The organism is Chitinophaga sp. W2I13 (genome assembly GCF_050434005.1).
In the GTDB taxonomy this organism is placed as follows: Bacteria; Bacteroidota; Bacteroidia; order Chitinophagales; family Chitinophagaceae; genus Chitinophaga.
In genome coordinates this window covers 4,282,547-4,304,501 of record NZ_JBNPWD010000001.1, presented here as the reverse complement: position 1 = coordinate 4,304,501, position 21,955 = coordinate 4,282,547, and the positions used below count along the sequence as shown (strand labels likewise).

The following is a 21,955-nucleotide window of genomic DNA, read 5'->3' as shown; positions in this document are numbered from 1 at the left end:
TAAAATATCTATGCCGGGATGCTGTCATTGACTTCTCTTTCCCAGAAACGATGCTGTGCAATGGCGTTTATAAAGTCATTACTACTTTTGTTCAGCAACAGACCAGGTTCATTATTTTCTGTTTGCAGATAGGTTTTCTTCAGCACTTCTACGCCTTCACCACTTACCGCAATCGCCTTGCAATGTTTATAGGCTTCGTTGATAAAATGCAGCGCTGCCGGCTCTTTGGCTAACACGGATGCACTAGCCTTGCCTCCTGGTACATATACCGCATCAAACAATACAGATGCTGCCATAAGAAAACTCTGATCGGCTTCGAGGTCTGCGCCGCCATCTACCTTTATGATACCCAGCTTTGGCGCTATCAACTGCACCTGCGCTTCTGCGGCCTCCAGATCTGCTTTCATCTGAGCGATGTCTTTGCCGGAAACGCCGTCTGCTACCAGGAAAGCCACCTGCCTCGACTTCACCGTATTTTTCACGGTATTGGCCATGCTCAACGCCGGAGAAGTATCTACCTGCTGTTTTACGGTTCTCGGCTCATAACTTTCCACATCCGCATCCGCAGGCCGTATGTGGTTAACAGGATACTCTGGTTTCTCCGGGACTGGTAATCCCAGGCCTTCAGCCACCTGCGCGGCAAGTGACCGGTCGACCTGTGTCAAGACCCCGACCATCCGCTCGCGTATATCCGTACGGGTTACTTTGCCAAGTTCAAAACGCAGGGCGTTGATCAAATGCCTTTTCTCGGGTTCCGACTGACTGTTATAAAATAAAGTAGCCTGGCTGAAATGATCAAAGAAACTTTCGCTGCGGCCACGGATCTTCTTAGCATCTATCCTTTCTTCATAAGAAGTAAAACCGCCGTCTTTCATTTTTGCCTGGAAAGGACATCCATTGCTGATCGTATTAGGCTCATAAGCAGTTTCACCCCGGTTGATGGTTTGCCGCATGTGACCATCGCGCTGATTATTATGCACAGGCGCTATCGGGCGGTTGATGGGGATTTCGTGGAAATTGGGACTGCCCAGTCTTGATAACTGCGTATCCGTATAGGAAAATAATCTTCCCTGCAACAGCGGATCATTAGTGAAATCTATACCTGGCACGAGGTGCCCGGGGTGAAAGGCCACCTGTTCTGTTTCTGCAAAAAAATTATCCGGGTTACGGTTCAATACCATTTTTCCGATACGCATTACCGGTACTACTTCTTCAGGAATTATTTTAGTGGGATCGAGGAGATCGAACGGAAATTTATGTTCATCTTTTTCTGCAACTATCTGCACACCAAACTCCCATTCGGGAAAGGCGCCTGATTCAATGGCATTCCACAGGTCGCGGCGATGAAAGTCAGGGTCCTTCCCGGAGATCTTCTGCGCTTCATCCCATGCCACGGAATGAACGCCCAGCAAAGGCTTCCAGTGGAATTTCACAAAGCTGCCCTCGCCTGCCGCGTTGATAAAACGGAAAGTATGCACCCCAAATCCTTCCATCATGCGCAAACTGCGGGGAATAGCGCGATCACTCATTGCCCACATGATCATATGCATGCTTTCCGGCGCAAGGGATATAAAATCCCAGAAAGTATCATGCGCGGAAGCAGCCTGGGGCATTTCGTTGTGTGGTTCCGGTTTAACGGCGTGCACAAAATCCGGGAACTTCATGGCATCCTGTATAAAAAACACCGGCATATTATTACCTACAAGATCATAATTCCCTTCATCTGTATAAAATTTCACCGCAAAGCCGCGCACATCACGGGCCAGATCAGTAGAGCCGCGTGAGCCCGCTACTGTGGAAAAGCGGACAAATACCGGCGTTTGTTTCGACGGATCCTGCAGGAAACCGGCCTTTGTATACTTCGCCATAGACTCATACACCTGGAAATAGCCGTGAGCGGCCTCTCCCCGTGCATGCACAATTCTTTCGGGGATGCGTTCGTGGTCAAAGTGTGTAATTTTCTCCCTTAAAATAAAATCTTCCAGTAACGACGCACCACGTTCGCCCGCTTTCAGCGAGTTCTGGTTATCATTAATGCGCACTCCCTGGTTAGTTGTCAGGAATTGGTCCACCCCTTCTTCTGTATGCGGGGTAAGACTATCCACTTTCCTGTTTGACGTTCCGATAATAGGATTTTTTTTCTTTGCCATGGTTTTGGTGATTTTAATGATGAGGCAGGACCCTATCATTCACACAAACCATACCTATTCAAAACGCATTTTCATCTCCCTTAATCGTATTCCTGATCGTTAAAAATATAATACGGAGATCGAGATATACAGACCAGTTTTCCATGTACCAGATATCATGTTCAATCCTTTTGCGCAGATGCGATTCTTCTGTAATTTCCCCACGCAGACCGCAAACCTGCGCCCATCCTGTAATACCGGGCTTCAGAAAATGACGGATCATGTATTGCTGGATCACCCGGGAAAATTCTTCGGTATGACGAAGCATATGTGGACGGGGACCTACAATAGACATATCCCCCATAAAAACATTGAGGAACTGCGGCATTTCATCCAGATTTGTTTTACGCAGGATACGCCCGATCCGCGTAAACCGGCTATCGTGCCGCGTGGCCTGCTTCGCGTTCGCCTCGTTATTCACATACATGCTCCGCAGTTTCAAACAGGGGAAGTTCAGGTTATTACGGCCTGTACGATATTGAATAAAAAACACCGGTCCCCGCGACTCCAGCTTGATCAGCAGCGCCAACAAAGGGATCAGCCAGGTAAGAATAAAAACAATCACAAGACTGCTGAAGATAATATCAAACACCCGCTTACGGATGCGGTTGGCAATATCATCCAACGGTTCAGAACGCAATGAAATAATGGGAATGTTATTAAAGTAATCCACAAAGATCTGCCTGTTTACAAACAACTTGAAATCGGGCACAAAGCGGAAATGAATCAGGTTTAATTCTGCTTCCCTTGCCAAAGTATACAGGTAAGGAAATTTTTCGGGAGATAATGTAGAATATATTTCACGGATGTTGTTAGACTGTGCATAAGGCACGCAAGCCTCCAGGTTGCCTATCACCGGGTAATAAGACAATTCATGCACATTGCTGTATTCCTCAAAATAACCTTCGAACTTGAGATTGCTGTTATCCCCTATCAACTGATCCGCCAGTTGCTTGGAAAGATCATTATACCCGAGGATCACCACTTTCTTTTCCACGCCGCTGCGATGCAGGATATGCCGGGTAACCTTGTAAAAAAGCCACCGGCCCAGCAATACCATGCACAGGAAGCTGGAGCAATAGCTCAGGATAAACAACCGGGAATATAACTGCTTGGTCAGAAACAAGGACAACAACAACAGCAACAGGTACAACAATATGCTCTGTATGGTTTTGCGGGCGATTCGGTCAAACGACAACTGCTGACTGAGGAAATAAATACCGGTAGTGTATAAAGCAACCAGCCAGGAGAGATTTGATACCACGAGGAAAATATCCACATTAATATCCTGCATGCGGTCGTACCGCTGCAACCAGGAGCTGGTTAAAAAAAACAATACATTCAGCCAGATAAAATCCAGCACAATCAACTGGATACTGCAAATTTTGAGATACCGGTTCAGCATAAAATAGAATATGGTTGATCAATAAAAGAAAGCGCTACGCCACCTGTTCTTTAAAGCGCGTCATCACACCCGAAATAGAAAGATGGCTGGCTGCAAATTCACGGGCATTCCTTGCAATGTCGGCAGTATTTTCCCATACGGCCCTGCCTATTCCTGTTTGAAGGGCTTCCTGGTTTTCCGCCTCTACGAGGATGCCCATCTGATGCCGGCTTACCAGCTCATGCAGGCCGGTACCCTCATTGGCCGTAATCAGTGCAATACCGCCCACTGCAAGTATGGTCGTTAGTTTGGATGGCATCACGAGATCGCTGGCGTGTGATTTTTGTATGACCAGGTGTACGTCTGCCATGTTCAAAAAGTTATTAAACTGTGCAAGCGGTTGCAATGGAAAAAAGATCGTGTTCTTTAACTGCAGTTGCGATGCCACCTGTTCCAGCTTGGCTTTATATGGGCCGGAACCACAGATCAGGAATTTCATTTCTTCCCGGTGCTGCCAGGACGCAGCAGCATGCAGCAGGGCTTCCAGCCCTTGTTTTTCACCGATGGCGCCGGAGTACAATATAATTTTATCAGTGGGCAAAAAACCGAACGACTGCTTTAATATAGCCTTATCCGTTAGCGGATGAAATTGTGTTACATCCACCCAGTTTGGAAAATAAAATACTTCCCTGCCCGCCTTGTCACTTATTTTACGGATCATCCCGTCTGCTATGCTGCTTACATGATCCGCCTGCCGGAGAATCATCTTTTCCAGTTTCAGCAGCGTGTTAATCAGCCGCGGGGAGCGGATCATCTGTAAATCGCGCGCGGCCTCTATTTGCAGATCCTGCACATGATACACGAAGCTGGCGCCCCGCAGTTTTTTATAGAGGACCGCCAGCAATCCCAGGTGAAACGGCGGCGCCACTGTAATTACTATATCATATTTCTTTTTCCATACCAGCTGCATCACTTTTACGAATGCAGCGGCTGCAAAAGAAAAATCCTGCAACATTCTTTTCTTACCGGAAGGCTCTGCAGGCACATATTGCGGACAACGGTATACCGTCAGTTTTCCTTTCCCCTGCGGATGTACTTCTTTTTTAAACCAGTTCTTGGAGCGCTCATAGGGCGGTTGCACCTGCCATTGCGGATAATAGGGATAAGTAGTTATTACCGTGCAGTCGTACCCGTTATCTGCCAGCCAACTGATCATTTCTCCGTTGTACTTTCCTATTCCCGTTGGCTCTGGTGAAAAATTGCCGCCTATCAGTAATATCCGTTTGCCCATATACGTTATATTTAAATATTATTTCCGCCAACTCCACAATACCCCTAACATAAATCCCACGTTATCGGAGAGCTGTCCCTGGTCCACTGCTATGGATGCTTTCAGGGCAAGTCCTTTCGACGACACCTGGTACTGGAACTCCTGTAGTGTATACCATTGCCGTTTCATTGGTTTGAAAAGGGCGGTATTGGTGTAGGTACCATAATTCTGTGTGTAGGTAATTAATGTTCTGCCGGTAATTTTTTTCGGGAGATGATAAAGTGCGCCAATATGCACTCCCATTACACGATTGTTAATAATATTCCCTCCTTTTGCTCTCAGCGAATCCTTGGGATCATTCCAATTGAACGGTTTCATGCTGGGGAAGTAATGCTGTCCGCGATCCCGGTCGATGAACAACGGCGTGCCGATCACGCGCTCATGATAATCCCAGCCGGTAAGGTATACGCCGTTGTTGTAGTAGCTTTCGCGCTGGTGCAACGGGAAGAAATCATTCATCTGTTTCGTATAAAGAAACTCTGCTGTAATCTTCTCCAGCCAGCTGCCGGCTTGCTTATTGGTATACACAACGCCCAGGAGCCGGTCGATGTTCCGGATATCAATGCCCTGCCCGGATTCAAAAGGAGTTTGATTATACAGGCGAAGCGACAACTGGTCATTTTCCCACTCAATCCCCCCTTCTATAATACCGCGGTGATCGCCGGGACGGTTAGGCTGTATATCGGTGGTGCCAACGGTTCCATCATCCTTCGTTTTTACAAGCAGCACATCCATAAATCCCTGCCAGTCGGCAGTGATCTTTGGCAGGTCTTTCCGGTTACCACCCCATACCGCATAATGCTGTATGCCGCCAAATACCTTTAGTTTTCTTTTCCCTATGCGGAGATAGAAATTTTTCTCATGCAGCCAGGCATCCTTGATGTACTGGTCGTTTCCCATCCAGCCATGGCTGATGAGTCCTTTGAACTGCAGCCAACCATTCGTATAGGGAATATCGGTATACTGTGTTACCGCGATGCCTACTTTTGGGATGGGAAGCGCATTGCCGCTGATTCCCATAGAGCCGCTGCTGAGGTCCTTGTCTGTTTCCCCGACGATTTCCTCATACCGTCCAGCCCTGATTTCCCAGTGCTTGTAACCGGCTTTCACATATCCCTGCTCTATAAATGTTTGATGAAACTGGTCGTTATTGTATACATCCAGCCCATACCTGACGTAATAATCCTCCTTCCATACATGCCCGTTGCTGAAGCCTACATGGGTAGATACATCTCCTTTACGATCGCTGATAGTGCCAAAATGATTCGCCATGAGCCAGAGCGGCTGGTAGTCTTTCGAAGCAACAGTTCCTACTGCACCGGCATGCACCTCCAACGAATCCGTAAAGTGAACCTGCGCCACTGCCATGGCAGGGCCCATTATTAACGCGATATGTAAGCACCATTTCTTCATATAGCCGCTGTATTTAGCAGGGTTACTGTATGTCCCTTCATTTCCCGTTTGCGAACTGCCACTGCAGGATTCCCGGAATAAATCAGCCAGGGTTCCATCTCTTTTGATGCCACACTATTCACCGTAAGTACCGCATGGCTGCCACAGGTAACACCTGCACAGACCACCGCCATAGCGCCTATCCAGGCGCCATTTTCAATATGAATAGGACCAAGCCGGTAAGGAAAATCCGGTTGTTTGTAGTCGTGGTTGCCGGTAAGCAACAAGGCGCCCTGCGAGAGACAAACATGATCTCCCAGCGTTACCGCAGCCAGGTTGTCGATCCACACCGATTCCCCTATCCAGCAATGATCGCCGATGGTCAGCAACCATGGATACTTGATACGCACTTTTGTTTTTATGACAAGTCCCTTCCCTACACGGGCGCCAAACAGCTTCAGCAGCTTACTTTTGAACCCATAAGGCCAGGGGAAAGCACTGTTGAAAATATAGTAGTTACAGAAGTACCATAACAGCACTTTCCACTTAGGGCCGGCATAATAACTGCCTGTATTAAATGCAGCAAGATTAGTGGTCATGTGATATCAGATATGAATGTTATAATCCTGTTTTAGCAACGCCATAATATCTTCCCGGCTTTCGTTTCCATCGAGCTTTTGCTGAAATTCCTGCACATTAACGTCTACGAGCAAACGATACCAGTACCCCTGCATGAAATGGAACAGAAAGCCTTTGTAGCCATCAAGGAAACCGTAACGTAGCACATAGCGGAACAGGAAGTACAGCGAGGCCCGCATTCCAGGCGACATAGAAGCGTATACCTTCTCTTTCAGGAACCGCTTGCGTTTGGCTTGTGTTCCACTCTCCCGCAGCAGCCTTTCATCGGTTTGCCAGAAACCATAGCGGATGTTCAGCAGATCTACCATTTCACGGATGGCGTAGTTGTTATGTTTGTTTACCCACCAGTGAATGGAGTTCAGGTTATCGTCTACAATATGTTCTTTAAACAGCATCGTAGCGCCGTCGGACAATACAATATGTTCATCCATCCAGCGCTGTTCGATGCTGCCTACCCCGTTGCGCCATATCCGCAACAGGGTATGCGGGTAGAAACCACCGAAGCGGATCCATTTACCTTTGAATAACACCTTGCGGCGTATATATATGCCTGTTATACCGTCCGGCACTTTATCCATCCGTTGCCGGATTTCTTTTACCAGTCCGGGTTCCAGGTATTCATCTGCATCCATGCGCATGATCCAGGGTGTTTCAATGCCGCAATGGTCCAATGCCCACTGAAACTGGTTGGCATAGTTCACCCATTTACGCTGAAAAACCTTTGCGCCATATCTTTCCGCTATCGCTACAGTATCATCTGTTGAAAAAGCATCTATTACGTACAGCTCATCCGTTATTTGCCGGAGATTCTCCAGGCAGCGTGCCAGGTGCAACGATTCATTAAATGTGAGTATAACTACCGCGATCTTCATCTAGCTACATTTTTCATACAGTTCTACATAAGACGATGCCAGCGTGGCATCATTGAAATCATTACGGATCTGTAAAGGGGCAGACCGTGTAATCCTTTGCCGTTGCCCCTTTTCCTGGTAAGCAGCAGTGAGCTGCGCTGTAATCATCTCCACGCTATCGATTCCGGTAATCCAGCCCAGATCATGCTGCTGCACATAGGTTGCCAGTCCCACCTGATCGCTGATCAGCACCGGGGTACCGGCATACAGCGATTCAATTACTACAATGGCAAAGTTTTCATTACGGGAGGTTAGCGCAAAAAGGTCGGTGGCAGCGAGGAAATGAAATTTATCCTCACTGCCTTTCCAACCTACCCATTCGACGCTATTATCCATATCGAGCGACGCAATTAAATCCTTTAATATTGCTACATACTGCGCATCACCACTGCCGGCGATCTGCAGCCGGTAGGGAAATGTTACCTTCGCTAATGCACGGATCAGCAGATCCAATCCCTTCTTGGGATCTACCCGGGAAAGAAAGCTGATGGTAAATACCTCGTTCTCTTTCCGCACAAAACTCCCCTCCGGTAAATCCACGAGGTTAAACACCTGTCCGCCCTCCCAGTGAGTATTCACCTGCCGGCATTCCTTCCACTCCAGTTCCGATGATACATGCAGGTAAGTATTTTTTAGCAAACGTTTACCCATTACCGTGTGCAGCAGTTTCTTCTTACGGTTGTTCCGCGCCGTCAGCACATAGTCACAAAACATGCCATGCGGAGACAACAGTGGTTTTAGCTTTCTCCATTTACAGATAAAGGAAGCGCCCATCACCAGGAAATTCCACCAGGAGTGAATATGTACTTTATCAAACTGTTTTGCATTAGACCAAACTGCTTTCCACAATGCCGGCGACACATGCGTGTGATCACCGGTGATCCTTTTGAAATAGGTTACCTTCACCCCATCCATGATCACCGTGGTGTTAGCCGCTATATCCAGTTCCCTGGCGCCGTTGGCCGTGGTAGTATATACTTCCACCTGGTGCCCCATTAACACCAGTTGCTCCGCCAGCCGCGCTATCACTACAATAGGGCCTCCGTACACGTAGGCCGGTTTGTAGGAAGGAACAATAAAAAGTATCTTCATAAACAAGGGTTATTTATTCATTGAATCCAGCGAGTGAAAAGCATTATCCACCATAGCCGTCATGGTCAGATTTTCTCCCACAAATTGTTTGGCATGTTGCCCCAGCCTGGTGATCTCTTCATCTGACAACTGATCCAGCACATACAAACACTCGTCCATGCTATCGAAGATCAGCCCGTTGTAGCCATCGCGGACATAACTATACTCCACGCACTGCAGCACTTCCTCACTGCGCCTAAAAGTGCATACCGGCTTGCCATAAGCCATTGCTTCCACCGCCGACAATCCCACCCATCCCGGCTGAAAATACAGGTCGGCGATACCAAACAGCTCCTGTTTTATAATCGGATCATACACCGCCCCAAAGTCATGTACATGTGGATAACTGCTGAAATCGGGCTTGTATTTACCTGCCCCAATGATGATAAATCCATACTGCTCCGGATCAGTTTCCTGCATCAGCTTCTCCAGCAAATCAATACGACGGCCGGTTTCATTAAAGCGGGCGCAATAGATCAGTATCCGTTTTGAGCGGATATTATACTTTTCACGGAGCGCTGCTTTATCGGGCGCCTCCCGTTGCATAATCTTTTCCACTTCAGAAATCGTATTGTTCAAAGCCACTGCCTTTAACCCCGGCATTTCCTGTTGCCAGAGCGCCATCTCTTTTGGTGTGTAAAACCAGGTAGCATCGGCCAGTTGTATCATCCATTTCAACAGGCGGCTGGGTCGTTGTTCTTCCTGCACATATCTCTTCACCGAAATACCATGTCCCCAAAGGATAACTTTTTGTTTCAGCAAGGGTTTCAGCAACAGGATCATCCAGGTAGACAGATGCGCGAAATTGAGCATCAACACCAGTACCTTATAGTCTTTATTAAAAAAACGTAACGGGTTATATAACACAAACGGGCCTACGCTCCAGGCAGGCAATTGCTTCACTGCGGTGTTGCCGGCAGACAGGTTTTGCTGTTTGATAGCATCTGCCTGATCATAACAATACAGATCGAAAGGCGCCTGCTCATTGAGCCGGTTAAAAAAATGTTCGCGGTAATGCGGCACCAGTGGCTGCAGAATGGCAATCATACCAGTACATTTTTATGTGCATGAATAATACTGCTCACATCATAACCATAGATCATGCGGCGGCCTTCGTGGATGGAGTCGAACGCCACCACGTTACCATCACGCTTCCAGCGTGGGTGTAAATCGCAGTGGAGACCGCTGCGTGTAAAGGCCATCTGTTCCAGCGAAAACGCTTTTAACACTCCTTCTTCCACGCCGGCCAGTAAAGGGTGCGCCTGCTTCAGATCAGGTTTATCGTCAATCATACGGTAAGTACCCAACGTCACTTTCTTTTGCGTGCTGTACTGGAAAAGGAACAGCGTCCGGATTCCCTGTTGATTGGGATAAGTATCACAAATCATCCAGTCGCGGTCAGCCGGGCAAAACATCGGGTGCCCGTCTTCCGTAATAATATCTTTCGCTAACATAGCCGGAGCCCCGTTATCCACATCCTCCAGTAACAACCAGTTGAAGGGCGCTACCGCTTTTGCACCTTTCTCTTTTGTATACAATAATTTCTTCAGCACTTTCTTTCCCCCGGAAATCAATCCGGAAGGCATCATTTTATACAACAGGGAACCACGCAGTTTTTCGATGTTACTGCCTGTTCTGCCCCAGATAGCGATGTGTGAATCATCTTTCCAGTCGAAATGACTGAGAAAGCCTGTAGCCAGGCATTTCAGGTCGCTGCCATCCACACCGATCGTCATGAGCCGCGTGGTTTCACCTCCGTCTTTTAACTTATAGCGGTGCAGGAAGGCCAGCCGTTGCTGCGAGGGATTCAGCAGCAGGTGCGTGATATAATGATGTTGTCCCAAAGCGGGATTCATTTTATAATTAGCGGCAGCAGCAATAGACAGCAATAATGTTTGCTCACCGGTATATACATTGTGTTTTACAATACCGGAGTTATCAGGTACGTGAACGTGCGCATACTTATCAGCAATACCGGTGTATCCATATCCTCCTACACGATACAGCCTTGCGTAGTCGATACCAAAGGCAACGCCTTCATCTGTGATCACATGGGCGGGCTGATGCAACACACTCACACATTTGCCGGCATTTGTATCATATATCCGGGAACCCCATACATCATCAACCCGGTCATTCACGATAAAAGTATCTGTATCGCCGATCCATTGCTGGCGGGCTCCCTGTGGATAATTATAAGCGTAGGTGTCTCCCATCCGGCGGAATTGCTGCGCTGCATCGAAATAGCCAATGCCGCAGGGAATGCGCGGATCCGGGGGAACAGTAATGTCGGGTGTTTGTAATGCAAGCAATTTATCACCTGCAGCATTCCAAGCTACCAGGTCATGAAAACCAAAAAAGAAATGTCCTGTTCCTGCTGATAAAATAAATTCCTGCTGCATATATTAATGTGTTGTGATGAAAGATGATTTATCCATGCACTTTTCTTTTCTCAATAAAAAAGTCTGATCATGAATCTTATTATCAATACGTCTGATAACATCTTCTTCAGATAAATAGAAACCGTTCACACCCTGCAGTGTTTTTAACAGGTCCGTTTTTACAATATCCCTGGCCATAAATTCTGCGCTGATGCGATTGCCGGAGAGGGTTTTAATTTTCTGGTGAAGAAATGATTTGCGGTAAAGTTTTACCGGTGTAGCATTGATATTATATAGTTGAATCGCAGCCTGCCAGTCCATCCATTTAAACTCAGCCACACCACTGCCCTCTGTGTGCGGTGTAGATAATATAAAGCGGTGCCAGGGCACGCGTAGCGCATCGGCGAGGATGGCGCCGTGCATGGCTTCCGCAATCACATACTCCGATGCGGCGATTTCCTGCAACGTATGTTCTACGCCTTGCTCCGAACGTGGTGAGATATAATTATAACCCAGTTTATTACAAAGTGCTTCCCAATCGAAAAACGGGACTGATTTAAAATAAGGAATCACGCTCACCTTGTGCTTTTTCTTCATCTTCAGGAATTTATCAAACTCCGGCAGCTGGCGAATGGCGTAGGCAGCATCTGCGATGTACGGGAACTGGTTATTAAACGCATAGGCCGACAATGGCCCCCGCAGGAAACGGATATCCCAACTGCTGTCGAGACTGAAGGTTTGATGAGAAGGCCTCACGCCTGTGCCGAAAACAATCTTGCATTTGTCCGGTATATCCCTGAATAGCGGAGAGCCGTCGAACAGGATAGAACCAATGCCCAGGAATGCTTCGGGATCATCGATATTGCCTTCGCCAAACAACTTGGGCCAGAGCCACCCGTTCAGGTCATCACCAAAATTCCCTTTGGGATCTTTATAATAAACATAATTCACGTTGTAGTCATTTACAGGTTAGCAATACGTAGTACTTTTACTGCATCGTTACTGTTGATCCATGCTGTAAAGTCAACTGCCCGTCGTTCCCAGCTGTGGGCTTCGCTATTCACCGTTGCCAGCGCCAGCTTGCCATTGGCCAGTTTGCTGATCAATACCGCCAGTGATGCCGGTGCATTGTTGTTGAAATAATATCCCTCGTGCCCGAATATTTCCAATGGCTCGCCAATAGCACAGGTAAACACCGGCTTGCCAAATGGCAGGTACATGTAAATCTTACTGGGACAACGCGCCCAGTCCTGCACAGTATCATTCAGCGGGGAAATAAATGCATCGGCCGCGGTGAACCAGGAACTGAGATCTTCTTCGGGTGCATAGCCCAGGAATTCAACCTGTGCATCCAGCTGCTTTTCCTTGACAAAAGCTTTTGCTTCCACCATATGCCGGCCCTGTCCCAATAACATTAATACCACATCACTTCTTTCCTTGCTTACCATTTCCATTGCCTGCAACATCGTAAAGAGGCCATAGTTGCGGGTAAGTGTGCCCATATAGATCAGTATCGTTTTGCCTTTATAAGCATCCTGCAATTCATCCAGGCGGATCCGCGGCGACGCTATCACATCATTATTGAAGGCGTAAGGCGAGTACAACACCGGAAGTTGTTTACGGAACAGCTGCGCTGCCCTTTTCGTATATACGTTACAGAGATACTTGCTGGCGCACAGCAATCCGTCCGCATACAACACCGACCAATACTCCAGCGCCAACATCGCCAGTTTGCGGATGCCTTTATTATCCGGGATACCGGAAGGCAGCTCCGAATGTTCGATAAGTATTTTGGGTTTTACGTTGAGCTTACCTTTGGAAATACGGTTACGGAAACTGAAAGAACAGAATAACACATAGTCTGGTGCAATCTGGTTTACCAGCTCTGTTTTAACCCTGACTTCTTCTCCTGCGGAGCCAGGCTGATAGTAGTATACCTTCACTGCCTCACTACACTCCATGGCTATACGTTTCCGGTTCTCTTCACTGTCCTGCGCAATGATAGACACTTCCCAGCCTAGCGACAGCAGCGGTCCGGCCATGCCTATCGCCCGTTTCATGGTGGCAATGAATTTAATATCCCCTAGTGTAATGAAGCATATTTTCATAGCTGATGTTTTTTTACCGTTTATATTTTCCCTTCGGGAGATAGCATATCGATCGTTTCATTTATTTGTACGGGTACTTCCTCCGTGGCAGATTCTTCCATAAAATCATAGTAGGCACGCAACAGCACTGCACCGATGGCAGGTATGTTAAATCTTAGTTGTTGGATGGGGGAAAAAAGAAAAGTCCATATTACCCCAATCGTCATCAGTACCAGTACCGGGTACAATGCTGTATCCGCAGCGTTGCGAATGAGATAAAATCCCATTCTCAGCAGGAATATGAATATCAGCAGTACCGCAATAAATCCACCCAGCCCGCAGTTTACCCAGGCCCCCAACAGGATCGAGTGACTGGGGATCAGGTGGTCTGTTGAGGTAGCCAGTTGTTCATTCATTTCTTCATTCTGGTACAGCAACAGGATCCGGTAATATTGCAGGTTGTCGTCTTTTGCCCAGGAACCATGACCGAACAGCGGTGCATCGGCAATGGCTGCCATTGCAGCAAAGGTTTCGCCCCTGCCTGTCATCAGTAATGACAACGGATTATAAGGATTATCGAGCCGGTCGATTTGCTCGGAAGCATGATCTCCTCCTATTTCATGATTCATCACTGCATTTACATAACATACATAGGCAAACTGGAACAGGATAGCGCCTGCAATCCCAAACACCAGCAACCGGTCGCGGGTGAGGTACATACCACTGTTAAAGCAGTAAATGATAATGGCGCCCAGGAAAAAGACCATGCCTGTTGAGCGCGAGTCGCGGGCAAAACATAACAGGCTGTAGCCTAATAGCAGCGCCAGCACTGCCTTCCATTGTCCTCTGCGATATAAAAGGAAAGAACAGATATAAACAGCGTACGACAGGATAGGTACCATCTTAAACTTGAAGTACGACATATCCGTATCGGCATTATCATCTGTCCAGATAATATTTTTGATAAGGGTCATGCAAAGGAAGAAGAAGATGGCCTGATCATCTTCCAAAGTTTTAAACAGGAAAATAAAAGAGAGGATAGACATAATGATGGCCGCCCAGCCCCGCATGAAATTCTCTGAAGAGCTGTGTACAATAAACAGATCAGTAATAGCCTGGAACACGAAGAGCGCTACCAATGCAAAGATGATCTTGCGGAACATGGGGTATGCTTTAAAGTCCCGCAGGTCAAATACAAAGGGGGTAGACAGCAGCACCATGATCTCATTGAGCTTCAACTGCCCCACCAGTGCTACATTCACGCCACTCAACAAAGTGTACATGGCTATTTTGATCCGGTTAAACATAGGCAGGCATTTTACCGCGAACCGCGTAGTGAACAATTTGCTGTAGCCGTTCCCGGTTTACGTCCAGGCTGTATTCCTGTAAAAAATCTTCCCGTAACCGCGCACCCTTATCCGTTTCCGGATCAAAAGCCAGCAGGGATTGCTTAAACGCTTCAGGTTCATCAGACACAATAAAGTGATGACTCTTCACGCCTTCCACTCCCTTCCGGGTACTGATAATCGGTGTACTGAGTGCCATTGCTTCCAGGCATTTCAGGCGTGTACCGCTGCCATGCACCAACGGAATGATCACTGCGCTGGCCACGGAGATATACCACTTCACATCATCCACCTTTCCAAAGGCTACAATATTGCGATATTCTTCTTTGCCGGTAATTTGTTTCAACGCTTCTTTAGAACCTCTGCCTACGAGCCACAGGTCGTACTTTCCGGCCAGATCATCATCCCACACGTTTTCGATAAACCATTTGAGGCCGGCGAAATTCATATATACGCCGAAGTTAGCCGTCATCACCAGCACACGCTGCTGCTTCTTCCCGGTGAAGTGATAATCCTTCGCATCCAGGAAGTTGGGAACCGTAAAAACTTTCTGTTTAGGCAGGAAGCGTGTGTGATAGGCATTATCATCTTCACTAACTACCAGTACCGCAGCAGCTTTGTTAAAGTACATGCGCTCATGCAGTTTTTCCATACTAAACAGCTGCCACTTGCGCAGCTTATCCACAATATTTTTTGAGGGCAGCTGCCAGGTGATCATGGGCTGTGCGTTGTGTGTGCCCAGGATAACGGGGATCTGCTTCTGCCTGAAATAAGAAATATAATGACCTACATAGCCATAGTCCAGGATAGCTGCTGCCAGCGGATATTCGCGGCAAACCTCTTCAAAAATGCTCATAACGGTGGCAGAGCGCTGGAAGTATTGTTTACCCGTAATACGGGTCAGCAGATCGAAAGGTTTTGTTTCATAAGTATAAAAAGTGACGTTAGGGAGATGGTATTTTTGCAGGTCCACCTTCTCCACATTCTGTACCACGGCAATCACCTCATAACCGAGCTGCGACAAAGCTTTGATCAGATAGTAGCTCCTGATGCGTTCTCCCCCGTTTTGCGGGAAGGGAGATATGTCTGTGAAGAAAAGAATGTTCATATCTTAATTCGCTTTTAATACCACTAGCCGTGCCTGTAGTTTTGTGAAAATCCTGTTGAGTAATTGTTCCACTTTCGCGGTTTCATCGGTGGTTAGCCCGATGAGCCGGATGAGGAATACGATGCTGATGATACTTATTGTTGTGGTAACGCCCAGCCGCATAAATCCTTCTCCCATGAATAGTTGCGGGATGCAGGCCAGTCCGGCTGCCAGCAATGCCGGCACTATTGATTTGATGATCACCTGCCGGGTAAACACTGCCGGCGATAAGCCCGTAATAGTTTTCGCCGCCATCATGCGGTAAATGCCGCTTACTACTTCTATGGCGATGGCACTGATCAATACCGTAGCCGCGGGATATCCTGCCTTCAGCAGCAACCAGGCAATGGGTAAATTGAACAGTACCATTGTGCTGACTACCACCTGGTACTTTCTTATTTTCCCTACCGACTGTACCGCTACCTGTATGCCTGACGACAGCTGGTTAATTAATGTAGTGATGATAATCAGGCGGCACATCATGACGGTAAAATCAGGTACTTGTTTCAGCCAGCATTGCAATACAAATGGCATTTCTATCATCATGGGGATGGCGAAAAAACTCAGCAGGAAAAAGGAAAACTTGCTGGCAATCATGGCCAGCCGCAGCATCCTCGGACGGTCGCCGCTGCCTTCACTTTTAATGATCTGCGGATTTAATGCCCGCAGCATGGTAACAGAAAAGTAGCTGAGCTGTGCATTCACCTGGTTAGCGATGCCATAAGCTGCATTAACGATGGTGCCAAAGAAAACATTCAGCAGAAGAGCGATGCCCTGGTTACGTGCCACAAAACTGCCGGCGCCAAACATATTCCACCCTGCGTAGGCAAACATTTCTTTCAAAAGGCTTTTGTCGAAATACTGCCGGATGCTGATGCGGCTTTCTTCATACTTCACCGCGCAATACACCTGCTTAAACACCAGCAGTAATACGGTGAGCAATGCCATAAGACCGCCATACACAATGAGCCGGTCGTATGAAGTGTATTGCAGGCTGAGTGCTATCAGCAGTTTGCCTACGGATTCCACTATTCCCATTATAGCTACCATCACCATATTTTCCTGTGCAATCAATGTAGCATCGTAAGGCACAGAGATGATCGTAAAGAACGCGCTGACCACCATGAACTGAAAAATAAGTTTGGCAGCCATGGTGCGGGATGCAGGATAATTGAGCACATGATCAAAAAGATAGCTGCCTATCACTTCAAACAGCAGCACCAATGCCAGGCCCAGTACAAAATGCAGCAATACGCTGGAGTTAAACACCACTTTCAGTTTGTGTGCGTCTTTGGTGCCAAGGTGAAAAGACATATACCGTTGCGTGCTGATGGTCATTGCCATGTTCAGGAAAGACAACATGGCAATGACCCCGCTGATCAGGTTAAACAATCCGTAGTCTGCCGCGCCCAACAGGTTGAGTACCAGCCGGGTGGCATATAAGGAAATAAAAACGGTGATCAGCATCCGTCCGTAAAGCGCGCCTGTATTTAATATCACCCTGTTCGCTACCTGCATGTTGATTTAATTATCCGATTAAGTGTTCCAGTTGTGTCACTTCTTTCTTTGCAAACAATGCCACGTCGCTGGCCATCATTTCCTTTACCAGTGCAGCCAGGTCGTAGGCTGGTTCCCATCCGAGTACTGTTTTGGATTTGGTAGGGTCGCCTATCAGCAGCTCTACTTCCGTAGGGCGGAAATAACGCGGATCAATAGCGACTACCTGCTTTCCTAACGGCAACGCATATACTTCGTTTGTGCAGGCGGCTACGGTACCCACTTCCTCAGCACCGGTGCCGGTGAAGGCGATTTCGATACCCAGTTCTGCAAAGGACATGCGTACAAACTCTCTCACGGTAGTGGTAATACCGGTAGCAATTACGTAGTCATCTGGTGTTTCCTGTTGAAGGATGCGCCACATGGCTTCTACATAATCTTTTGCGTGGCCCCAGTCGCGTTGTGCATCCAGGTTACCGAGGTACAGTTTATCCTGCAGTCCGAGTGCGATCGCAGCAGCGCCCCTGGTGATCTTCCGGGTTACGAAAGTCTCTCCGCGCAGCGGGCTTTCGTGGTTAAAGAGGATACCGTTGCAGGCATACATTCCATAAGCCTCGCGGTAGTTTACCGTAATCCAGTAGGCGTATAACTTCGCCACAGCATATGGGCTGCGCGGGTAGAAAGGCGTTGTTTCACGTTGTGGTACTTCCTGTACCAGTCCGTACAACTCGGAGGTGCTGGCCTGGTAGATGCGTGTTTTCTTTTCCATTTTCAGGATGCGCAGTGCTTCCAGCAGGCGCAGCGTGCCTATACCATCTGCGTTGGCAGTATATTCCGGGGTATCAAAACTTACCCGTACATGGCTCATGGCAGCCAGGTTATAAATTTCATCCGGTTGGGTTTCCTGTATAATGCGTATGAGGTTGGTGCTGTCGGTCATATCGCCGTAATGCAAACGGAAGCGCACATTTTCACTGTGCATATCCTGGTAGAGGTGATCAATTCTTTCGGTGTTGATCAGCGAAGCGCGGCGTTTTACACCATGCACCATATATCCCTTTCCCAGCAGCAGTTCTGCCAGATAAGCGCCATCCTGGCCGGTAATACCTGTTATCAGGGCTACTTTCATACGATCGTTATTTTTTAGTGATAAAAAGAAATAAGTTATTGCATAAGGGCATTTACCGGGGTAGCAGCTGTATTGCCGATACCATAGTAAGTGAACCCATGTTTTACCAGTTGTACGTCATCATAGATGTTCCTCCCATCGAACAGCAGTGGCGTTTGCAGCAGGCTGCGCAGGCGTGGCCAGTCGGGCATCCGGAAGGCATTCCATTCCGTTACCAGCAATACGGCGTCTGCATTTGCAGCGGCGGCATACATATCATCCGCAAAGGTGACGCTGTCGCCCAGCAGGTGAAGCGCTTCTTCCATGGCAACGGGATCGTATACACGCACTTGTGCGCCGGCTTCCAGCAGGCTGCTGATCAGCACCAGCGAAGGCGCTTCGCGCATGTCGTCGGTGTTGGGTTTGAAAGACAGTCCCCATACGGCGAACGTGCGACCTTTGATGTCGCCGTCGAAGTGACGGAGCACTTTATCGGATAATATTTTCTTCTGATCTTCATTCACGGCTTCCACTGCTTCCAGGATACGAAGCTGATAGCCATATTCGCGGCCGGTTTGGATCAGGGCCTTTACATCTTTTGGGAAACAGGAACCACCGTAGCCGATGCCGGGATACAGGAAGTGTTTCCCGATGCGGGGATCGCTGCCGATACCTTTACGCACCTGGTTGATATCTGCACCCACGAGCGTGCATACGTTGGCGATATCGTTCATATAGGAAATCCTGGTAGCCAGCATGGCATTGGCTGCGTACTTAGTCATCTCCGCAGAGGCGATATCCATAAAAAGCAGCGGGTGTCCGTTTAACACAAATGGGCGGTATAATTGTTCCAGCACTTCGCGGGCGTGGGTAGTACTCACGCCCGCGACAATACGATCAGGTTTCAGGAAATCATTTACGGCGGCGCCCTCTTTCAGGAACTCCGGGTTGGAAGCCACATCATAATCGATGATCAGCTGGCGGGCCGACAGGCTCTCCTTTACTGCGCGGTTCACGCGGGCGGCGGTGCCAACGGGCACGGTGCTTTTGGTTACCAGCAGCAGGTAATGCTCCATGTATTGTCCTACCTCATGCGCTACCTGTAATACATACTTCAGGTCTGCACTGCCATCTTCTCCCGGTGGTGTGCCTACGGCAATAAATACCACTTCAGCTCCGGGCAATGCGCTGGCCAGCGAGGTAGTGAAAGAAAGACGGCCGCTTGCCTGATTACGCATCACCATTTCAGGCAAACCAGGTTCATAAATGGGTAATACCCCTTTCTGAAGCCGTGCTATCTTTGCTGCGTCCACATCCACGCAGGTAACACTGGTTCCCACTTCAGCCAGGCAGGCGCCGGTAACCAGTCCAACATATCCTGTTCCTACAATGACTACTTTCATACCACTGGTTTTAAGGTTGTAATTTGAACTGATCCTGTTGTAGAAAATCCCTGTAAGCCATTACCAGTCCTTCTTTCAGGCTGATGCTATGTTTCCATCCCAGGCGATGCAGTTTGGATACATCCATCAGCTTGCGCGGCGTACCATCGGGTTTGGTAGCGTCAAAAATGATTTCCCCTTCATAACAAACCACTTCCCGGATGTACTCTGCCAGTTGCTTAATGGTGAGATCTTCTCCTATCCCGATGTTCACCGGTTCTTTATCATTGTAATGCTGCATGAGATATACGCAGGCATCTGCCAGGTCATCTGCAAATAAAAACTCCCGTTTAGGCATGCCCGTGCCCCATACTGTTACGGATGGTTTCTGATTTACTTTCGCTTCATGAAACCGGCGGATCAGCGCCGGTAAAACATGTGCATTTTCCGGGTGATAGTTATCGCCAATGCCGAACAGGTTAGTAGGCATTACGCTGGTAAAGTTGCAGCCATACTGATCGCGGTAAGCCTCGCATAATTTGATGCCGGCAATTTTTGCAATTGCGTAGGGTTCATTGGTTTGTTCCAGCGTGCCTGTCAGCAGAAAGCTTTCTTTAATTGGCTGCGGCGCCATGCGCGGGTAGATACAGGAACTTCCCAGGAACTGCAACTTGGTAACGTTATGCTTCCACGCCGAATGAATAACGTTGGCGGCAATCATGAGGTTATCGTACAGGAACTCTGCGCGGTAGGTATTATTAGCGTGTATACCGCCTACTTTGGCGGCTGCCAGGAATACATATGCCGGCTTTTCTTTTGCAAAGAATTCATCCACTGCGGCGGCATTGCGTAAATCCAGGCTGCCGGATGTGCGGGTAATAATGTTCTGGTAACCTAAAGTTTCCAGTCTCCTTTTAATAGCACTTCCTACCATTCCGCGGTGGCCGGCTACATATATAAGATCGTTTGCCTCCATACGTGTTGATTGATTGTGTTTATGTTTAGAGCAGCTCCGGGCGGTTTTCCCTTACCCATTGATGCAGTTGCTTAATATCCTGTCCACTTCCTTTCTGCATGATCAGCAGTGCGCTTTCTGTATTAACCACCACCATGTTTTCCACGCCCACCAATGCGACCAATTTATCTTTTCCGATTACCATACTTTTATGCGGATCGCTTTGAATAAAAACCGCCTGGTGATTCCTGTACTGGTAGTGTTGCGACAATGCGTCTGCCAGTGCTTCGTAGCTGCCTACATCGCTCCAGTCCATTTTGCTGGGCACTACTTTTACGATGTCACTTTTTTCCAGCACGGCATAGTCGATGCTATCTGAAGGAATGGCTTCCATACTTTCTTTCGATAACACACCGGTTTGTTTCCATTCTTCCGCGGCGATGGCAGCAGCTTCATAGATAGCAGGTGCATGTTTTTGCAGCTCCTGCAGCATGATGCGTGCTTTACAGCAGAAAATGCCGCTGTTCCAGAGGAAGCCGCCGGCGGCCAGCATGGCTTCTGCTACGGCGCGGTCGGGTTTTTCCACGAAGCGGAGCACATCATGACCGGAGTAGCTGATGTAGCCGAATCCGGTGTCCGGGCGTGTGGGCACCAGGCCGATGGTAACGATATGATTTCCCGCAGCCAGCAGGCCGGCCGTTTCAATGGCCATGGCATAGCGGTCGGGCGTACCAATCAGGTGATCGGCCGGAGTGATGAGTAGTATGGTTTCCGGCTCCGCTGTAAAGGCAGCTAGGGCAATGGCAGCAGCAGTATTACGGCCTACCGGTTCGGCCAGGCATACCGGGGCAGCTGCGCCTGCCTGCATCAGTTGCTCCTGAACAATTTCGGACTGTTGTTCATTAACAATCGCCATTACTTTATTACAGGCAAAACGGTTTCGCCGGAAAGCGAGTTGTAAAAGACTATAGCCGTCGAACAGGGTGAGTAACTGCTTGGGCGTTTGTTGGTTGGACAAAGGCCATAACCGGGTGCCGGAGCCACCGCAAAGGAGAATATGCTGCATCATAGGATGA

General features: G+C 48.2%; 18 protein-coding genes. All 18 read right to left on the bottom strand.

Going from position 1 to position 21,955, the window contains the following annotated elements; all coding sequences use genetic code 11:
* Nucleotides 1–8: 8 nt before the first annotated feature.
* From katE to QFZ48_RS17890, 18 genes are read right to left on the bottom strand one after another with little or no spacing between them, the layout of a single operon-like run.
* Nucleotides 9–2,150 (bottom strand): catalase HPII, encoded by a 2,142-nt coding sequence (katE, locus tag QFZ48_RS17975; protein WP_429063134.1) that lies wholly within the window; start codon nt 2,148–2,150, stop codon nt 9–11.
* A gap of 58 nt (nt 2,151–2,208) precedes the next feature.
* On the bottom strand, nt 2,209–3,594 hold the full coding sequence (locus tag QFZ48_RS17970; RefSeq protein ID WP_370908270.1) for an undecaprenyl-phosphate glucose phosphotransferase: 1,386 nt from the start codon (nt 3,592–3,594) through the stop codon (nt 2,209–2,211).
* A gap of 34 nt (nt 3,595–3,628) precedes the next feature.
* Entirely contained in the window at nt 3,629–4,864 is a 1,236-nt protein-coding gene (locus QFZ48_RS17965) for a WcaI family glycosyltransferase (protein ID WP_429050691.1), read from the bottom strand.
* 18 nt (nt 4,865–4,882) lie between these two features.
* Nucleotides 4,883–6,316: a capsule assembly Wzi family protein gene (locus tag QFZ48_RS17960; protein WP_429063133.1), complete on the bottom strand. Its 1,434-nt coding sequence runs from the start codon at nt 6,314–6,316 to the stop codon at nt 4,883–4,885.
* Entirely contained in the window at nt 6,313–6,894 is a 582-nt protein-coding gene (locus tag QFZ48_RS17955) for a WcaF family extracellular polysaccharide biosynthesis acetyltransferase (RefSeq protein WP_429050693.1), read from the bottom strand. Before QFZ48_RS17955 ends, QFZ48_RS17960 begins: the two co-directional genes overlap by 4 nt.
* Before the next feature lie 6 nt (nt 6,895–6,900).
* Nucleotides 6,901–7,806 (bottom strand): glycosyltransferase family 2 protein, encoded by a 906-nt coding sequence (locus QFZ48_RS17950; protein ID WP_370908274.1) that lies wholly within the window; start codon nt 7,804–7,806, stop codon nt 6,901–6,903.
* Nucleotides 7,807–8,937 (bottom strand): XrtY-associated glycosyltransferase XYAG1, encoded by a 1,131-nt coding sequence (locus tag QFZ48_RS17945; RefSeq protein WP_429050694.1) that lies wholly within the window; start codon nt 8,935–8,937, stop codon nt 7,807–7,809.
* 9 nt (nt 8,938–8,946) lie between these two features.
* Complete coding sequence (locus QFZ48_RS17940) at nt 8,947–10,023, bottom strand: glycosyltransferase (protein ID WP_429063132.1); 1,077 nt, start codon at nt 10,021–10,023, stop codon at nt 8,947–8,949.
* Complete coding sequence (locus tag QFZ48_RS17935) at nt 10,020–11,378, bottom strand: hypothetical protein (protein WP_429050696.1); 1,359 nt, start codon at nt 11,376–11,378, stop codon at nt 10,020–10,022. The genes QFZ48_RS17940 and QFZ48_RS17935 overlap by 4 nt, the downstream gene beginning before the upstream one ends.
* A gap of 3 nt (nt 11,379–11,381) precedes the next feature.
* Complete coding sequence (locus QFZ48_RS17930) at nt 11,382–12,308, bottom strand: polysaccharide pyruvyl transferase family protein (RefSeq protein ID WP_429063131.1); 927 nt, start codon at nt 12,306–12,308, stop codon at nt 11,382–11,384.
* Nucleotides 12,309–12,319: 11 nt separating this feature from the next.
* The gene (locus QFZ48_RS17925; RefSeq protein ID WP_429050698.1) at nt 12,320–13,465 is read right to left on the bottom strand and encodes a glycosyltransferase family 4 protein; all 1,146 of its coding nucleotides are present in this window, start codon (nt 13,463–13,465) and stop codon (nt 12,320–12,322) included.
* Between the two features lie 20 nt (nt 13,466–13,485).
* Nucleotides 13,486–14,751, bottom strand: a complete 1,266-nt coding sequence (locus QFZ48_RS17920; protein WP_429050699.1) for a hypothetical protein — start codon at nt 14,749–14,751, stop codon at nt 13,486–13,488.
* Nucleotides 14,744–15,898: a glycosyltransferase family 4 protein gene (locus tag QFZ48_RS17915; protein WP_429050700.1), complete on the bottom strand. Its 1,155-nt coding sequence runs from the start codon at nt 15,896–15,898 to the stop codon at nt 14,744–14,746. The genes QFZ48_RS17920 and QFZ48_RS17915 overlap by 8 nt, the downstream gene beginning before the upstream one ends.
* Nucleotides 15,899–15,901: 3 nt before the next feature.
* A complete protein-coding gene (locus QFZ48_RS17910; protein ID WP_429063130.1) occupies nt 15,902–17,455 on the bottom strand; it encodes a lipopolysaccharide biosynthesis protein in 1,554 nt (517 codons plus the stop codon).
* 10 nt (nt 17,456–17,465) lie between these two features.
* The gene (gmd, locus tag QFZ48_RS17905; RefSeq protein WP_429050702.1) at nt 17,466–18,563 is read right to left on the bottom strand and encodes a GDP-mannose 4,6-dehydratase; all 1,098 of its coding nucleotides are present in this window, start codon (nt 18,561–18,563) and stop codon (nt 17,466–17,468) included.
* Nucleotides 18,564–18,598: 35 nt separating this feature from the next.
* Entirely contained in the window at nt 18,599–19,945 is a 1,347-nt protein-coding gene (locus QFZ48_RS17900) for a UDP-glucose dehydrogenase family protein (RefSeq protein ID WP_429050703.1), read from the bottom strand.
* A 10-nt stretch (nt 19,946–19,955) separates the two neighbouring features.
* Nucleotides 19,956–20,900, bottom strand: coding sequence for a GDP-L-fucose synthase (gene fcl / locus QFZ48_RS17895; RefSeq protein WP_370908284.1), 945 nt, complete (start codon nt 20,898–20,900; stop codon nt 19,956–19,958).
* Between the two features lie 25 nt (nt 20,901–20,925).
* Nucleotides 20,926–21,948 carry a mannose-1-phosphate guanylyltransferase gene (locus QFZ48_RS17890; RefSeq protein WP_429050704.1) on the bottom strand — a complete coding sequence of 341 codons (1,023 nt, stop codon included), beginning with the start codon at nt 21,946–21,948 and terminating at the stop codon, nt 20,926–20,928.
* Nucleotides 21,949–21,955: the final 7 nt, after the last annotated feature.

Bases quoted from the DNA above. Each gene is read 5' to 3' on its own strand.
- QFZ48_RS17920 (WP_429050699.1), bottom strand. From the start codon at position 14,751: ATGTTTAACCGGATCAAAATAGCCATGTACACTTTGTTGAGTGGCGTG.
- QFZ48_RS17960 (WP_429063133.1), bottom strand. From the start codon at position 6,316: ATGAAGAAATGGTGCTTACATATCGCGTTAATAATGGGCCCTGCCATG.
- QFZ48_RS17955 (WP_429050693.1), bottom strand. From the start codon at position 6,894: ATGACCACTAATCTTGCTGCATTTAATACAGGCAGTTATTATGCCGGC.
- katE (WP_429063134.1), bottom strand. From the start codon at position 2,150: ATGGCAAAGAAAAAAAATCCTATTATCGGAACGTCAAACAGGAAAGTG.
- QFZ48_RS17950 (WP_370908274.1), bottom strand. From the start codon at position 7,806: ATGAAGATCGCGGTAGTTATACTCACATTTAATGAATCGTTGCACCTG.
- QFZ48_RS17935 (WP_429050696.1), bottom strand. From the start codon at position 11,378: ATGCAGCAGGAATTTATTTTATCAGCAGGAACAGGACATTTCTTTTTT.
- QFZ48_RS17970 (WP_370908270.1), bottom strand. From the start codon at position 3,594: ATGCTGAACCGGTATCTCAAAATTTGCAGTATCCAGTTGATTGTGCTG.
- QFZ48_RS17900 (WP_429050703.1), bottom strand. From the start codon at position 19,945: ATGAAAGTAGTCATTGTAGGAACAGGATATGTTGGACTGGTTACCGGC.
- QFZ48_RS17910 (WP_429063130.1), bottom strand. From the start codon at position 17,455: ATGCAGGTAGCGAACAGGGTGATATTAAATACAGGCGCGCTTTACGGA.
- QFZ48_RS17945 (WP_429050694.1), bottom strand. From the start codon at position 8,937: ATGAAGATACTTTTTATTGTTCCTTCCTACAAACCGGCCTACGTGTAC.
- QFZ48_RS17965 (WP_429050691.1), bottom strand. From the start codon at position 4,864: ATGGGCAAACGGATATTACTGATAGGCGGCAATTTTTCACCAGAGCCA.
- QFZ48_RS17940 (WP_429063132.1), bottom strand. From the start codon at position 10,023: ATGATTGCCATTCTGCAGCCACTGGTGCCGCATTACCGCGAACATTTT.
- fcl (WP_370908284.1), bottom strand. From the start codon at position 20,900: ATGGAGGCAAACGATCTTATATATGTAGCCGGCCACCGCGGAATGGTA.
- QFZ48_RS17890 (WP_429050704.1), bottom strand. From the start codon at position 21,948: ATGATGCAGCATATTCTCCTTTGCGGTGGCTCCGGCACCCGGTTATGG.
- gmd (WP_429050702.1), bottom strand. From the start codon at position 18,563: ATGAAAGTAGCCCTGATAACAGGTATTACCGGCCAGGATGGCGCTTAT.
- QFZ48_RS17915 (WP_429050700.1), bottom strand. From the start codon at position 15,898: ATGAACATTCTTTTCTTCACAGACATATCTCCCTTCCCGCAAAACGGG.
- QFZ48_RS17925 (WP_429050698.1), bottom strand. From the start codon at position 13,465: ATGAAAATATGCTTCATTACACTAGGGGATATTAAATTCATTGCCACC.